12 protein-coding genes are annotated in these 13,993 nt (G+C 35.3%); 3 read left to right on the top strand and 9 right to left on the bottom strand.

The genetic code is table 11. The features are described from left to right. Positions 1-120 precede the first annotated feature (120 nt). Positions 121-306: a hypothetical protein gene (locus V7014_RS07665; protein WP_335505824.1), complete on the top strand. Its 186-nt coding sequence runs from the start codon at positions 121-123 to the stop codon at positions 304-306. Between the two features lie 125 nt (positions 307-431). Here the strand turns inward: V7014_RS07665 and V7014_RS07660 are convergent, their stop codons facing one another. The 4 genes from V7014_RS07660 to V7014_RS07645 form a co-directional block, all read right to left on the bottom strand. Next, positions 432-1,217 carry an enoyl-CoA hydratase/isomerase family protein gene (locus tag V7014_RS07660; protein ID WP_335505822.1) on the bottom strand — a complete coding sequence of 262 codons (786 nt, stop codon included), beginning with the start codon at positions 1,215-1,217 and terminating at the stop codon, positions 432-434. Positions 1,218-1,290: 73 nt separating this feature from the next. After that, on the bottom strand, positions 1,291-2,436 hold the full coding sequence (locus V7014_RS07655; protein ID WP_438824890.1) for an acyl-CoA dehydrogenase family protein: 1,146 nt from the start codon (positions 2,434-2,436) through the stop codon (positions 1,291-1,293). Between the two features lie 55 nt (positions 2,437-2,491). Continuing rightward, positions 2,492-3,274, bottom strand: coding sequence for a citryl-CoA lyase (locus tag V7014_RS07650; protein WP_335505818.1), 783 nt, complete (start codon positions 3,272-3,274; stop codon positions 2,492-2,494). Between the two features lie 192 nt (positions 3,275-3,466). Then, positions 3,467-5,059: a long-chain-fatty-acid--CoA ligase gene (locus tag V7014_RS07645; protein ID WP_335505816.1), complete on the bottom strand. Its 1,593-nt coding sequence runs from the start codon at positions 5,057-5,059 to the stop codon at positions 3,467-3,469. A 224-nt stretch (positions 5,060-5,283) separates the two neighbouring features. On the opposite strand from V7014_RS07645, the gene V7014_RS07640 reads away from it, so the two are divergent. Continuing rightward, a complete protein-coding gene (locus tag V7014_RS07640; RefSeq protein WP_335505814.1) occupies positions 5,284-7,443 on the top strand; it encodes a sigma 54-interacting transcriptional regulator in 2,160 nt (719 codons plus the stop codon). Positions 7,444-7,662: 219 nt separating this feature from the next. On the opposite strand, the gene V7014_RS07635 is transcribed toward V7014_RS07640, so the two are convergent. The 5 genes from V7014_RS07635 to V7014_RS07615 all read right to left on the bottom strand — a co-directional run bounded on the left by V7014_RS07635 (position 7,663) and on the right by V7014_RS07615 (position 13,171). After that, positions 7,663-9,030, bottom strand: coding sequence for an MmgE/PrpD family protein (locus tag V7014_RS07635; protein WP_335505812.1), 1,368 nt, complete (start codon positions 9,028-9,030; stop codon positions 7,663-7,665). Between the two features lie 88 nt (positions 9,031-9,118). Continuing rightward, positions 9,119-9,838: a hydroxymethylglutaryl-CoA lyase gene (locus tag V7014_RS07630; protein WP_335505810.1), complete on the bottom strand. Its 720-nt coding sequence runs from the start codon at positions 9,836-9,838 to the stop codon at positions 9,119-9,121. A gap of 114 nt (positions 9,839-9,952) precedes the next feature. Beyond that, positions 9,953-11,110 carry an acyl-CoA dehydrogenase family protein gene (locus V7014_RS07625; RefSeq protein WP_335505808.1) on the bottom strand — a complete coding sequence of 386 codons (1,158 nt, stop codon included), beginning with the start codon at positions 11,108-11,110 and terminating at the stop codon, positions 9,953-9,955. Next, positions 11,097-12,338 (bottom strand): CaiB/BaiF CoA transferase family protein, encoded by a 1,242-nt coding sequence (locus V7014_RS07620; protein ID WP_335505806.1) that lies wholly within the window; start codon positions 12,336-12,338, stop codon positions 11,097-11,099. The genes V7014_RS07625 and V7014_RS07620 overlap by 14 nt, the downstream gene beginning before the upstream one ends. 50 nt (positions 12,339-12,388) lie before the next feature. After that, positions 12,389-13,171: an enoyl-CoA hydratase/isomerase family protein gene (locus tag V7014_RS07615; RefSeq protein ID WP_335505804.1), complete on the bottom strand. Its 783-nt coding sequence runs from the start codon at positions 13,169-13,171 to the stop codon at positions 12,389-12,391. 284 nt (positions 13,172-13,455) lie between these two features. Here V7014_RS07615 and V7014_RS07610 point away from each other — a divergent pair, with 284 nt between their 5' ends. Next, on the top strand, positions 13,456-13,974 hold the full coding sequence (locus V7014_RS07610; RefSeq protein ID WP_335505802.1) for a sporulation protein: 519 nt from the start codon (positions 13,456-13,458) through the stop codon (positions 13,972-13,974). Positions 13,975-13,993 lie beyond the last annotated feature (19 nt).

Genomic DNA, 13,993 nt, shown 5'->3' with positions numbered 1-13,993 from the left:
TAAGAAATCATGGAGCAAATGTTAATTAGTGAGCTCAATTTATTAATTAATAATTACAATCCATTAGAAACGGATTTGCCCTTCAAAAAGTAAATTTTATTAGAACTAGTTGATTACATAATGAATAATCATTGGGATATACAACAAATAGACTATCCAAATGAAAATCATGCTGCATTAACTATTTACTCTGTCTATAATAATATTAAATGTGAAACTACATTGAACGTTGAGAATAGAAACGACCAATTATACATTAAGTATGTTTCACCAAACGTTAAACGTATTCGTAAAAAAACGATTTAAAGTTATATATTACAACCCACTAAATGCGATTTATGGGTTGTAATATAAATATTCTCTTCCACTTATAATCATATCTTTATTCCGTATGACATCATATAAAAATCCTTCTTCAACCTAGTAAACTATCATTTACCCGTAAATAAAGGTTTTCTTTTCTCAAAAAATGAAGCTACACCTTCTTTAAAATCATCTGTTTCGGAACAAAGAGCCTGATATGAAGCTTCTAAATCCAAGAATTCTTGTAGATTGTTGTTTAAAACTTTATTTATAAGATTTTTAGTCAACCCAATGGAAATTGCCGGTCCTTCCACAAGTCTTCTACCAATTTCAAATGCCTTCTCTAATAACAGGTCATCCTCTACGACCTCATTTACAAATTGTAATTCATAAGCCTTCTCTGCTGGAATTGATTCACTTAAGAACATCATCTTCTTAGCTAAATATGGACCTACCAATTGTGGAAGAAAGTAAGCACTACCTAAATCAGGAATTAGTCCAACTTTTGTAAAACTTTGAATAAAGGAAGAAGACTTGGATGCTATTATTAAATCACAAGCTAAAGCTAAGCTGAATCCTGCTCCTGCAGCTGCACCGTTAACAGCAGCAATGATAGGTTTTTCAACATTTAATATTACTTGGATTAATTGTTGTATTTCTTTAACTCTTGTTCTCATGTCAATGACATTAGCATTTGTTTGAGATTTAAGATTTCCACCTGCACAAAAACTACTTCCGGCACCAGTTAAAATAATTACTTTAATTGATGAATCCATACGTGATTTTTCAAAGAAATCACAAAGCTCGGACTTTAAGCCGGGAATGAGAGCATTTCTAATCTCTGGTTTATTCAGCGTAACTAATGAAATGCCATACTCATTTTCAATTTTTATATTTTCATAATGTTCTGACATTTGATTACCCCTCATCTCTTTGTATGTTTTATTCATCAACTTTGAATCTATTCTTTTCAAAAAATAACTAACTCTACATACCAAGTCGTTTGGCAATGATTACTTTCATAATCTCATTGGACCCCGCAAATATTGGAGAAACAGCAATATCACGATATCGTCTAGCAATTTTATATTCTTCCATATAGCCATAACCACCATGTAGCTGAACACACTCAGCTGAAATACGTCGAGCCATATCACTGAGCCACCATTTAGCCATCGAAACTTCCGTTACAATATCTTGATTCTCTATATGTTTTTCGATTAAATCATTAATAAATGTACGTCCAATCTGAACTTGAGTTGCTATTTCAGCGATTTTAAACTGTGTATTTTGGAACTTACTAATTGATTTACCGAATGCCTGACGTTCTTTTACATAGTTCAGTGTAATATTTAACATATCTTCAGCAGCAACTTGTGAGCCTAATGCTGATAAAAGTCGCTCCTGCTGAAGTTTTTCCATAAGATAAATAAAACCTTTTCCTTCTTCTCCTAAAAGATTGTTAACTGGAACTTTAACATCTTCAAAAATCAACTCGGCTGTATCTTGACTATGCATACCCATTTTGTCCAGCTTGCGTCCTCTAGTAAAACCAGCCATTCCCCTCTCTACTAATAAAAGGCTAACTCCCTTGTGAGCTGGAACTGCTTTTGGATCTGTCTTACAAGCAACAACTACTAAATCTGAATGAATTCCATTTGAAATAAATGTCTTCTGACCATTCAAAATGTAATAATCACCTTCTTTTATGGCGGTTGTACTAATACCAGCTAAATCAGAACCTGCACCTGGCTCAGTCATCGCGATTGCTGTAATAATTTGACCACTTACACAACCTGGCAAATACTTCTTTTTTTGTTCCACTGTTCCGTAGGAAGTAATATACGGAACAACGATATTACTGTGAATAGCAACTCCGCCTAAACCAGCGCCAATTTTCCCGATTTCTTCATTCAAGATCGTTGCAAAACCAAAATCAACACCCATTCCACCGTATTCCTCATCAACCCATGGACTAATGAAACCTTGTTTCCCCATTTTCTCCCATAGTGAGCGAGGTATCATTCTTTCTTTCTCCCATTGTTCAAAATTTGGTTCCGCTTCTTTCTCCAAAAACTTTTTTAATGAATCTTGATACATTTTATGTTCCTCTGAAAAATATGAGCGATTCACCTTATTTGGATTTAATACCATTGCCTCTGTCATACTTTTACCTCCTATATATCTATTAAATTGATACTTTATTTGTGTACAATGTATTTTCTTCGACAAAGTCATACAATTGCTGACCTACACAATCTTTTCTTCCAGCTTCAATTTCTTCAACAATATGACCAATTAATCCAACAGCCCTCGCTGCAACTGCAAAAGACTTTACAACACTATAATGTAAATTCATATCAGACATAATGCCGCCAATTGCCCCGGTTACATTTAATGTAATTTGCTTTCCTTTCTCTTCACAAAACTGACGATGAATTTCCTTTATAAGCTCAACGTTTTTTCCACTAAAACCTAGTTCTTCAGCGATTGAAAAGAGCTTAGGTGTACGAGGATCAACAGGTCTATGTATCGGATGCCCAAAACCAGGAAGAGGTAATCCTCTTTCTTTACGTTGTAAGATGATATTTGCGGCGATTTGCGAAATGTCTTCACAATTGCCAAATTCCTGTAATCCCTCTTGCAACATCTTAGCCGATTCTTCCATTGCACCTAAATAGACTGAACCCGCTCCAAGAAGGCCTGCCGCAACCGCTGCTTGAACTGCTTCTGGAGCACCTAAATACGTTAATCGTGCTGAAATCGAGCTCGGTGTAAAACCGTGTTCACAAATAGCCACCATACAAGCATTTAACATTTTCGATTCTTCTACTGTAGGTCTTCTATGAGCTGCTCCAAGAAACGCCATATCAGCTACTGTAATATTTCCAATTAAATCATTCGTTAAATCATAGCCATGTACATAGATGGCATCCGTTTTAGAAGTACCAATTTTTGTTTCAAACTTCATTTCCTTCACCTCAAAAAGTAATTAAATAGTGTTAATACAGTTAGTATTGCAATAATCATGCCAACATGATAACAAAGCGATCCTTTTACAAAACCAGTATTTTGCTCTGTTCTATTTGAAAAAAAGACAAATATCTTGTGTACAAAAAAAGACAATGTATCCTATTAAGGACACACTGTCTTTTCATTTTTATCAATTAGCCAAACTATTCTTTTCTTGTTCAATCAATTTCGTTCGAAGCACCTTTCCGATAGCGGTTTTAGGTAATTCACTTCGAAATTCATAGTGAGTAGGTACTTTATATCTAGCTAAACGATCCTGACACCATTCTTTTAATTCTTCAATAGTTACTGAGTTTTTTTCTCTTAATACGATAGCTGCCTTTACTGTCTCACCACGATATTCATCAGGAATACCATAAACACATGCTTCTTTCACATAAGGGTTTTGAAATAAAACCTCTTCAATTTCCTTTGGATAAATATTGTAACCGCTTGCAATTATCATATCTTCCTTACGACCTACAATGTAGAAAAAACCATCTTCATCCATTACTGCTAAGTCACCAGTATAAAGCCATCCGTCTCTGATAGCTACCTGTGTTTCTTTTTCATTCTTCCAGTAGCCTTTCATAACTTGTGGTCCTTTAATCAACAATTCTCCTGATTCACCTATGTCAACCTCTCTTGTTCCTCTCTCAACGTCAACTATACGACAATCTGTACTTGGAATTGGAATTCCAATGCTTCCTATCTTTCTAGTTCCAGTAGCTGGATTCTTGTGCGTCATTGTTGTTGCTTCTGACAAACCATAAGCTTCAATGATCGGAGCTCCTGTTTTGTTTTGAAAATCTTTAATGACTTTTTCTGGTAGTGGGGCTGAACCACTTCCACACACTTTAAAGCATTGTACATCTTTCGCTTGAAAATCATGATGATTAAGTAAAGCGATATACATCGTAGGTGATCCATTGAAGATCGTTGGACGATACTTACGAATTATTTCAATTACAGCATTTACTTCAAATCGTTTAATTAATATAATTGTTGCTGCCTTATGAATAACATGATTCATCTGAGTTAATCCCATCGCATGAAACATTGGAGAAATTCCCAAAACACGTTCTCCAGGTTCTTCATACACGCCAACATTTGTAGCAGTTCCTTGGAATAAGTTCCAAATTACATTATAATGAGTTAACATTACACCTTTTGATTTACCAGTAGTTCCTCCTGTATATTGTAGAATCGATATGTCTTCTTCAAAATCTATTGCCACATCTGGTAACGATACTTCAGGTTTAATAAGCCACGACTGGAATGATTTTTCTTGTCGATCATCATTTACAAAAATCGTTTGTATATTATCTAAATAATCAATTTTCTCTAATTTCCTCTGTTGCTCGTAATCACTAAGAAACCAAGTTGCTTCAGAGTTTTTTAATATGTGCAATAATTCATCCGGCTGATATAATGGATTAACTTGTACAACAATCCCTCCTAATCTTTGTATAGCATAATAGCAAATGATATATTCTATACAATTCGGGAGCATTAAAGCAAAACGATCACCTTTTTGAAACCCGGACTGACAAAGGGCTGAAGCAAATCGATCGGTCATTGATTTTAATTGTAAATAGCTCGTTTTAACATCATGCTCAATGATTGCAATTTCATGTGGATATTTTTCAGTTGTTTTACTTAAGATCTCATAGACATTCATTACGGGAGCTGAAACATCAAACGGAACGCTCTCTGGATAAAATTTGTGCCAGATTTTATACATTTTCTCATTCCCCCTAGAAATTATCACATTAAGTATTTACATTGACTTAATTAAATAATATTAACGTTCTTACCATATTAGTAGTATCAGTTAAATAAGTTTTTTAAAGTATCTTAAGGACTTTTCTTAATTTGGGTTCTGTTTGCTAATAATAGATTGTCTATTATCTAATTATTCAAAAATTTAAGGTTTGCAATTCTTAATCAGAATGAAGGAGTGAAATCATGTTTATAAAAAATTCTTTTAAATTTCCAGTGAAAGATTATATGACATACGATGTTGAAACACTATGTATGAATAGTACTTTAAACGATGCACTTCGGTTATTTGAAAAGAGAAAAGCGAACATTCTTCCAGTTGTCGATCAATCTGAACAAATCATTGGAGCACTGACACTTTCAACTCTATTGAAAACGCTTCAACAAAAAGTGTCCATTGATGAATGTGTAATGCCTTATATTATTGAAAATGTTATTACTATTTATGAAAGTGATAACTTGTATAATGTAAGAAAAATCTTACAAAAAGAACAAGTAGGTTATGCAATTGTCATATCACAAACAAATCGCGTCATAGGCACTCTTGATTCTAAAAATATTATTCTAGCATTCCAATCAAAATCAGATTCACTCACTAACTCTATTGAGACACTCATTCAATACATGCAAACTGGCGTTATAGCTATTGACCGAAATGGTATTATTGTTGTGGTTAACGAAGCGGCCGAAGCCATGTGTAACATAGTCGGCAAGAATTGTTTTGGTAATCATTACACCAACATTTTACCTGAGTTAAATGAAACATATAAAACTGCGATTACATCCAATGAAAATCCTCCTATCTACCGCATTACCATCGGTGAGAAAAAACTATTAGTTACAGCTAAATCTCTCTCAAGTGAAAGTCAGTTTTGGGGAGGTATCTTTCTGATCCAAGACTTAACAAATTACGAACAAATAGCAAATGAGCTTGAAGTAACGAAGAATTTAGAACGCACATTAAAGACAGTAGTAAATAGTGCATACGATGGATTAATTCTCATCGATAAAAACGGGAAAATTGAAATGGTAAATGAATCGGCAGCAGAGCTTGTAAGTAAAGAAAAAAATCCGCTTAAAAACCAGCCAATTAAAGATATTTTTCCAGAATTAAAACTGGATGAAGCTTTTACACTAAATGAAGAAGAAGAGAAAATTGAAGCCATTGTCGTTGGTAAACGCAGATGTTTAGTAAAGAAAATACCTATTTTCCGAAAGAAACAAGCAGTTGGAGCCATTGCTAAAATCATTTATAAAGATCTTAATAAATGGAAGCATGTTGTAAAAAGATTAGATACTTTAGAAAAAGAAGTTTCGTATTATCGTGGTGAATTATCGAAACTCAGCGGTAAATCATTTGACTTAGATGATATTCTTACAAAAAATGAAGAAATGAACCGTTTGAAGCGATTAGCTCGACAATCATCTCGTGGTTTTTCCAATGTGTTGCTACTTGGAGAAAGCGGTACAGGGAAAGAATTATTTGCTCGTGGAATACATACCGCATCTAACCGTTCCGGTAATTATATCAAGATAAACTGTGCCGCAATTCCGATTGAACTATGGGAATCCGAATTTTTCGGCTACGACGATGGTGCCTTCACAGGTGCAAGACGTGGTGGTAAACCAGGTAAATTTGAATTAGCAAATAACGGAACCATTTTCTTAGATGAAATAGGCGATATGCCACTATCGATGCAAGTCAAACTTCTACGTGTTCTTCAAGAACGTGAATTTGAGCGAGTTGGAGGTACTAAGACCATTCATGTAGATGTTAAGGTCGTTGCCGCTACGAATAAAGATTTAATGCAAATGGTTGCGAATAATGAATTTAGAGAAGATTTATACTATCGATTAAATGTTATTCCCATTAATATACCTCCTCTTAGAAAAAGGCTAGAAGACATTCCTTTACTAGCAACTTCCATCACGAAAAAATTTTGTCACATGATGGGATTTATTCAGGTTAGCATCGATTATAAAGCTATGATGTTGCTCACGTCATACCATTGGCCAGGTAATGTTAGAGAATTAGAAAATACCATTGAACGAGCTATGAACTGTATTACAAATAACATTATTGAAGTCGAACACCTACCAGAGCACATACAGAAAATACAAACCTCAAAATATAATACTGGAACAATATCCTTTCTATCTGAAGATGAGGATCAATCAATTGAAAATGAAATAGTAGAATCATATAAAAACAACTTACTGAACGCTGAAAAAGAAGCGATTAAAAGTGCTTTAAAACAAACAAATGGTAATCGAACTGCGGCGGCTAAACTACTAGGAATTAGTCGATCACACTTTTATAAAAAACTCAGTAAACTAGAGAATTAAGCCAAAAGGGACTGTCCGAAAAGTGATTTTAATCATTTTTCGAACGTCCTTTTACGCTTTTTTAACCCTCCGGAGTAGTGTACGTGAACTATATAAATTTGCTGATTAAGTTAGAATACCTATAAGGCAAGACGTTTAAGTAGGCCAGTTAGAACCCGATTGGTTCAACTAATAATCGATGAGGGATAGACAAAAACCCCCACCGATTAAAGTTTCACTTTATGCTTTCATTTTGTTTTGTAGTCCCTGCTTTATAATCCATGCTGCATTGTCAATCTCACATAATCGCATAATTTGCATGGATAAGTGATTTGCCGCTTCTTTTGATAAAACCCTTTCTGATAAATCAAAAAATTTATCTAGTAATTCTTGTTCACTTGCTGGATTTTCTGGATCACCTTTCGGATAAAATGCTTCTTGAACAATTTGAGTTCCATTAGAAAAATAAACGGTAACTCGCGCCGGCCATTTCTCAGGGTATAAAGCATCTAAATTTGAATCTACTTGAAGCTCTACCTTAGGCAATACGCTTCTTATTTGTTCATCAAATAAATTACCATCTATGAATGTATCTAAACCGGCTTTCTCTTTAACTAACATTAGCGCAGCTGCATATTGCAAACTAAATTTAGCTTCATAAACCGTACGGGGATTTGGTTTATCTGTAATATTTAAAGCGACTTGGTATGTTTCAACAACAACTCGTTCTAGATTTTGAAGTGAAATTATGTGATTGCGAACAATTTCTTGTAAACAATCTAATGTAGGATGAATATGACGGCAACAAGAATGAATTTTGAATGAATTTTCCACAATCTTGTATCTTTCCCCTAGTTTACGGAACAACAATTGCGGTTTCACTTCCTTTACCAATCCTTGAAAGAATCCTCTTCTTCCTTCAAGAATTTCACTTGCAGCCGTAAATCCTTTTTCAGCTAATACAGCAGACAAAAGACCGTTAGCCGAAGCTTTAGCAGGATGCAGCTGTTTACTCATCGCACCATCTTCGATAAACTCCCATAAACCTGCCGCTTGCGTACCAGCACTTCCTAGAGCATGAACAACTTCATCTTCCGTTAAGCATAGAAGTTTACTAACAGCTGCCGCCGCTCCAAAAGTCCCTACTGTCCCTGTCGTATGGAATGTTTCATAATGAGACGGTGTAACAGCTTCCCCTATTCGAATAGCTACTTCAAAGCCAAGTGCGACAGCTTCGATTAACTGTTTCCCAGATAATTCTTTCCATTCTGCGACGGCAAATGCAGCTGGTATAATGGAAGCACCTGCATGTAAAATAGAACCTTTATGAACATCATCGACTTCTAAAATATGAGAAGCAGCTCCATTTATGTGAGCAGCATGATAAGCAGACGTTTTCGTTAAATTTGTAAAATTGGTAGCTTGTACTGACGCATCGAATTGTGTCAATGCGTCTGAAACTATTTTTGCTGGTTTCTCTTTTCCGCCTGCAATAGCCGATCCTAACCAATCTAATATTGAAAGCTTAGTCAATGAAATAACTTCTTCAGATAATTGATCAAAATGGTGATTCACAATAAATTTGGCAAATTCTCTTGTGAATGTCATGTTTCCCCTTCTTTCTACTTTAATTAGCTAAATTATTTTGTTGTTTTCTTTTTACTAGAAAGTGACTTAGCAAAAGGAACAATTTGATTTAGCTTTTGAAGATCGATTTTGTCTGGATTCCCATTTCCGAAAGCATCAACACAAGATCTTCAGTTGCTAAATTGCCAGTTGCACCAGGCGAAAATGGGCATCCGCCTAAACCACCTATCGAACTATCAAATTTTACAACGCCGGCTTGAAGAGCTGCTAAAGTATTGGCTAAAGCCATTTTTCTCGTATCATGAAAATGACCGACAAAACTTGTATCCGGATACAACTCTCGTAATCTAGAAAAACGATCATAAACCATCATTGGCGATGCAAATCCATTCGTATCACCAATATCTATTTCATCTGCACCAAGTTCAACAAACTTCCTACAAACATCATTTAACTCAACGAAAGAAACTCTTCCTTGATATGGACAAAAAAAAGCTGTTGAAATATACGCACGAATAAAGATTACTTGCCTTTGAGCTATTTGAAACAACAATTCACATTCAGCAAGATACTCCTCTGTTGTTCTGTTAATATTCTTTTTATTGAAAGTAGTACTCGCCCCTACAAAAATAGCAATTTGCGGGACCTGTTGCTCAATAGCTTGGTTCAGTGCTTTTACATTAGGTGTTAGAGCTATAAATGCAATATTTAGTTCTCTACAAAATTGGCATATTTCAGCCGCATCAGCCATTTGAGGAACCCACTTTGGACTAACAAAAGATGTTGCTTCAATACGAGAAAGACCAATATCAGCTAATTTCTTAATCAATTCTTTTTTTGCTGCCGTTGGTATAAGTATTGGTTCATTTTGTAATCCTCACGTGGTCCAACTTCAATGATTTCAATTTCATTAGGAATAATCATTTAGTACCTCCGAGAGAATTTAGTACGATCTCGGCAAGTCAAGAACGTGCTCTGCGACATAGGATAGAATTAAGTTAGTGGAGATTGGTGCCACCTGATATAATCTTGTTTCTCTAAACTTTCTTTCGACATCATATTCCTCTGCAAAACCAAAGCCACCGTGTGTTTGCAAGGCAACGTTTGCCGCTTCCCAAGAAGCATCAGCAGCTAATAATTTAGCCATATTCGCTTCTTTTCCACAAGGCTTCCCTGCATCGAATAATTCAACGGCTTTATATCTCATTAAATTTGCTGCTTCTATATGGATATAAGCTTTTGATATTGGGAATTGAATTCCTTGGTTTTGTCCAATTGGTCGATTGAATACGACGCGTTCTTTCGCATATTGTGTTGCTCGATCAATAAACCAATAGCCATCTCCAATACATTCCGCCGCAATAAGAATTCGCTCTGCATTCATACCATCAAGAATATATGAAAAGCCTTTACCTTCTTCTCCTATTAAATTTTCAACAGGAACCTCTAAATCTTCTATAAATAATTCCGTCGTCGCATGATTCATCATTGTTCGAATAGGTCGTATCGTTATACCATTACCAACTGCTTTTTTAAGATCGACTAATAATACAGATAATCCTTCGGTTCGTTTTTTCACTTGTTCAAGAGGTGTAGTGCGAACAAGCAAAATCATTAAATCTGAATATTCAGAACGAGAAATAAATACTTTTTGCCCATTCACAATGTATTTATCTCCTTTACGAATAGCTGTAGTTTTTAATTGTGTTGTATCTGTTCCTGTATTCGGTTCTGTAACTCCAAACGCCTGTAATCGCAATGAGCCATTCGCAATTTTTGGTAAGTACTGTTGCTTTTGTTGAAGTGAGCCATGTCTCAACAATGTCCCCATTGTGTACATTTGTGCATGACATGCACCTGCATTAGCTCCAAAACGATTAATTTCTTCCATTATGATTGATGCCTCATACAAAGATAAACCAGAACCACCATATTCTTCTGGAATTAATGCTGCTAAAAAACCTGCCTTCGAAAGCGCATTCACAAACTCTTCTGGATATTCATTTTGTTCATCAAGCTTTCTCCAATAAGTATCAGGGAAATCCTTACATACATTTCTTACACTATGACGTAGTTCTTCATGAAATTCATTGTTTTTCATTAACAACACCCTCCGTTTCTATACACTCAATAATTCCTTTGTATGCATACTCACGAATCTCTTCATCTGTTAAAGCTAAGTCTTTCAAGATTTTATACGTGTGCTCACCAAGTAATGGAGCTCCACGCTTTACTATAAGCTTAGATTTTTCCATACGAATAGGTACTCTTGGGATTGAAATAGTTTCCAATGAAGAATGTGACACAGGCGTCATTATTTCCATCGCTTTAAAATGAGGATCATTTAATACTTGAGATACTTTTTGAATTCGTGAACAAGGTACACCAGCATCATTCAGTCTAGATAGCCAATATTCACAATGGTTACTCATAAAACATTCATTTAATAAGGTTTCTAGTGCTTTACGATGAAACAATCTATTCTCATTATGAATAAAGCGAGGGTCGTCATTCCATTCCTCTCGATTAATCGCTTTAGTTAAACGATGAAATATTGAATCATTTGAAATACCTAATAAAAGCAAGTCATCTTTCGTTTGATACGATCCATATGGAGCAAATGCTGAATGAGAAGTGCCTTGCGGTAACGGGTCTACTTGTGTACTTTCATATGCTGTTAAGTGATAATTCATCCAATATGCACCGGTCTCAAATAAAGATGTACCAACAATTTGCCCTTCTCCAGTTCGTTCACGATGTTGAAGTGCCGTGAGAATTGCGATTACACTCCACATCCCACTACCCATATCTAATATAGAAACGCCTGCTCTTACTGGTTCTTCAATTTTAGTGCCGGTAACGCTCATTATTCCTGTCCGAGCCTGCAGTACGGCATCATATCCAGGCTTCAATGCATCATCTCCCTGTTCTCCATATGCAGATAACGAACAATAAATAAGTTTCTCATTTTGTCTACAAAGTGATTGACCATCTAAGCCATATTTCTCAAGGACTCCTCTGCGAAAGTTTTCAATCACTATATCCACTTTGCTAGCCAACTTATGTATAATCTCTTGCCCTTCTTTCTTGCGAATATCAACGACAACTGACTGTTTATTTCGATTGATTGCTAGAAAGTAAGCAGATTCACCTCCAATAAACGGACCCATACCACGGGCATCATCTCCTTTCTGCGGACGTTCAATTTTAATAATTTCTGCACCTAAATCACCTAATATAGCCGTTGCACTTGGCCCAGAGATATTACTAGTTAAATCCAATACTTTAATATGCGACAAAGGTTGTTTAGGGTTCTCTTGAATCGTCATACGGATCTCCTTCCTTTATTCCAATTTGCGAAATTGTACGCTAAACTACTTTATTTCCCGATAAATCGGGGCACACGCTTTTCTACAAACGATCTTACACCTTCTAGCCGGTCCTCCGTATCTACACAACGATTGTAATAATCAATTTCTTGTTTTCTCGCTTCGACATCATTCATACCAAATAAAGAATCCACAGCCTGCTTACAATTTTGAACAGCAATCGGTGCATTTTTAGCTAAAGACTCTGCTAGTGTAAATGCTTCTGAAATTAATTGATCTGAATATGTAATTCGATTTAATAGTCCTACTTTATTTGCTTCTTCTGCAGAAATCATTCTACCCGTACAAACCCACTCCTTAGCAATATGTACCCCGACACGTTTTGCTAAAAGTCTCGTTCCACCACAGCCAGGCATAATGCCACGAGTAACTTCTGGTAATCCAAATATCGCAGATTTAGCTGCTACAATGAAATCACAATTTAGCACTAATTCAAACCCTCCAGCTAGTGCGTAGCCATCTACTACAGCAATAACTGGTTGCGGTAGATCAGCTAGCGCATAAAACATTCGCTCGAATAAATGATGTTGTTCACGCCACTCTTGATCTGTCATGTCATTTCTTTCTTTTAAATCGGCGCCTGAACAGAAAGCCTTTGCTTGTGAAGATAACATGACCACTACCCTAACATCCGACTTTGAAATATTTTGAAAGATACGTAATAGCTCAGTCGCCATTTCAGTCGTAAAAGCATTTCGTGCTTCTGGTCGATTTAATTCAACTACTCCAATTTTTTCATTTTCTCCTTGTTCCCGATAATTTACAAAAGACATATCATTCTCACTTCTTTCACACATTTTACTTACATAAATATAATGAATAAGCATCAACGAGCTCATTCACTTAAACAGTTTGCAAGTATTATGCCAAAAAGATATACAGCTAAAAATGAACATTTTCTCATTATGGCATCAAATTAACACTCACAAATACGTCTATAAAAAAAGACAATTGTTTTGATTCAAAGACAAACTAACATTCGAATATTTAATAGAAAAATCATTATTAATTATGTCTAAAACAAAAATGTAAATAACGTTTGAAAAGGAGGAATCGTATGAATGTAGTACTACAATATTCATCAACAATCGTATTACTAGCTTTCTTTCTATATAGAAAAGTAAAACGTTCCATAGGTTTTCAACTCTATCAGCCTAGAAGGCTAATATTTCAAATTGTTATTTTTAGTCTTTTATCCTTGTTCGTTCTTGCCAGTTGTTTTCTCCATCCTGAAACGTTCATTTATGTCTTAATCGGATGCGCTTTAGGACTGTTTTTAGTATCTTATGCGATGAAACACAGTAAATTCGAGGTTAGAGACCATTTATTTTATTACAGAACTCATTTGTGGATTGAATCTTCAGTTCTTTTGCTTTTCTTAAGTCGGTTTCTTTATCGAATCATCATCTTAATAAAAAGTTCTAATATAGCAACTGAAATGAACGGACTTCAATATAGTCAGCATTTTACAAAAGACCCTACTACAATCATTATTCTATTTATATTGATCGTTTATTATATTGGCTATAGTAGTTTTATAATAAGAAAAAGGAAGCACTATAAAGTGAAACTTTAATCGGTGGGGGTTTTCGTCC

Origin of the sequence: Bacillus sp. JJ722 (assembly GCF_036963345.1) — a bacterium.
Classification (GTDB): Bacteria; Bacillota; Bacilli; order Bacillales; family DSM-1321; genus Bacillus_AD.
The sequence above is the reverse complement of the archived record's forward strand: the minus strand, read 5'-3'. Positions and strand labels throughout refer to the sequence as shown.

Excerpts from the sequence above, each read along its gene's own strand:
- V7014_RS07665 (WP_335505824.1), top strand. The coding sequence starts at position 121 with ATGAATAATCATTGGGATATACAACAAATAGACTATCCAAATGAAAAT.
- V7014_RS07660 (WP_335505822.1), bottom strand. The coding sequence starts at position 1,217 with ATGTCAGAACATTATGAAAATATAAAAATTGAAAATGAGTATGGCATT.
- V7014_RS07650 (WP_335505818.1), bottom strand. The coding sequence starts at position 3,274 with ATGAAGTTTGAAACAAAAATTGGTACTTCTAAAACGGATGCCATCTAT.
- V7014_RS07645 (WP_335505816.1), bottom strand. The coding sequence starts at position 5,059 with ATGTATAAAATCTGGCACAAATTTTATCCAGAGAGCGTTCCGTTTGAT.
- V7014_RS07640 (WP_335505814.1), top strand. The coding sequence starts at position 5,284 with ATGTTTATAAAAAATTCTTTTAAATTTCCAGTGAAAGATTATATGACA.
- V7014_RS07635 (WP_335505812.1), bottom strand. The coding sequence starts at position 9,030 with ATGACATTCACAAGAGAATTTGCCAAATTTATTGTGAATCACCATTTT.
- V7014_RS07625 (WP_335505808.1), bottom strand. The coding sequence starts at position 11,110 with ATGAAAAACAATGAATTTCATGAAGAACTACGTCATAGTGTAAGAAAT.
- V7014_RS07620 (WP_335505806.1), bottom strand. The coding sequence starts at position 12,338 with ATGACGATTCAAGAGAACCCTAAACAACCTTTGTCGCATATTAAAGTA.
- V7014_RS07615 (WP_335505804.1), bottom strand. The coding sequence starts at position 13,171 with ATGTCTTTTGTAAATTATCGGGAACAAGGAGAAAATGAAAAAATTGGA.
- V7014_RS07610 (WP_335505802.1), top strand. The coding sequence starts at position 13,456 with ATGAATGTAGTACTACAATATTCATCAACAATCGTATTACTAGCTTTC.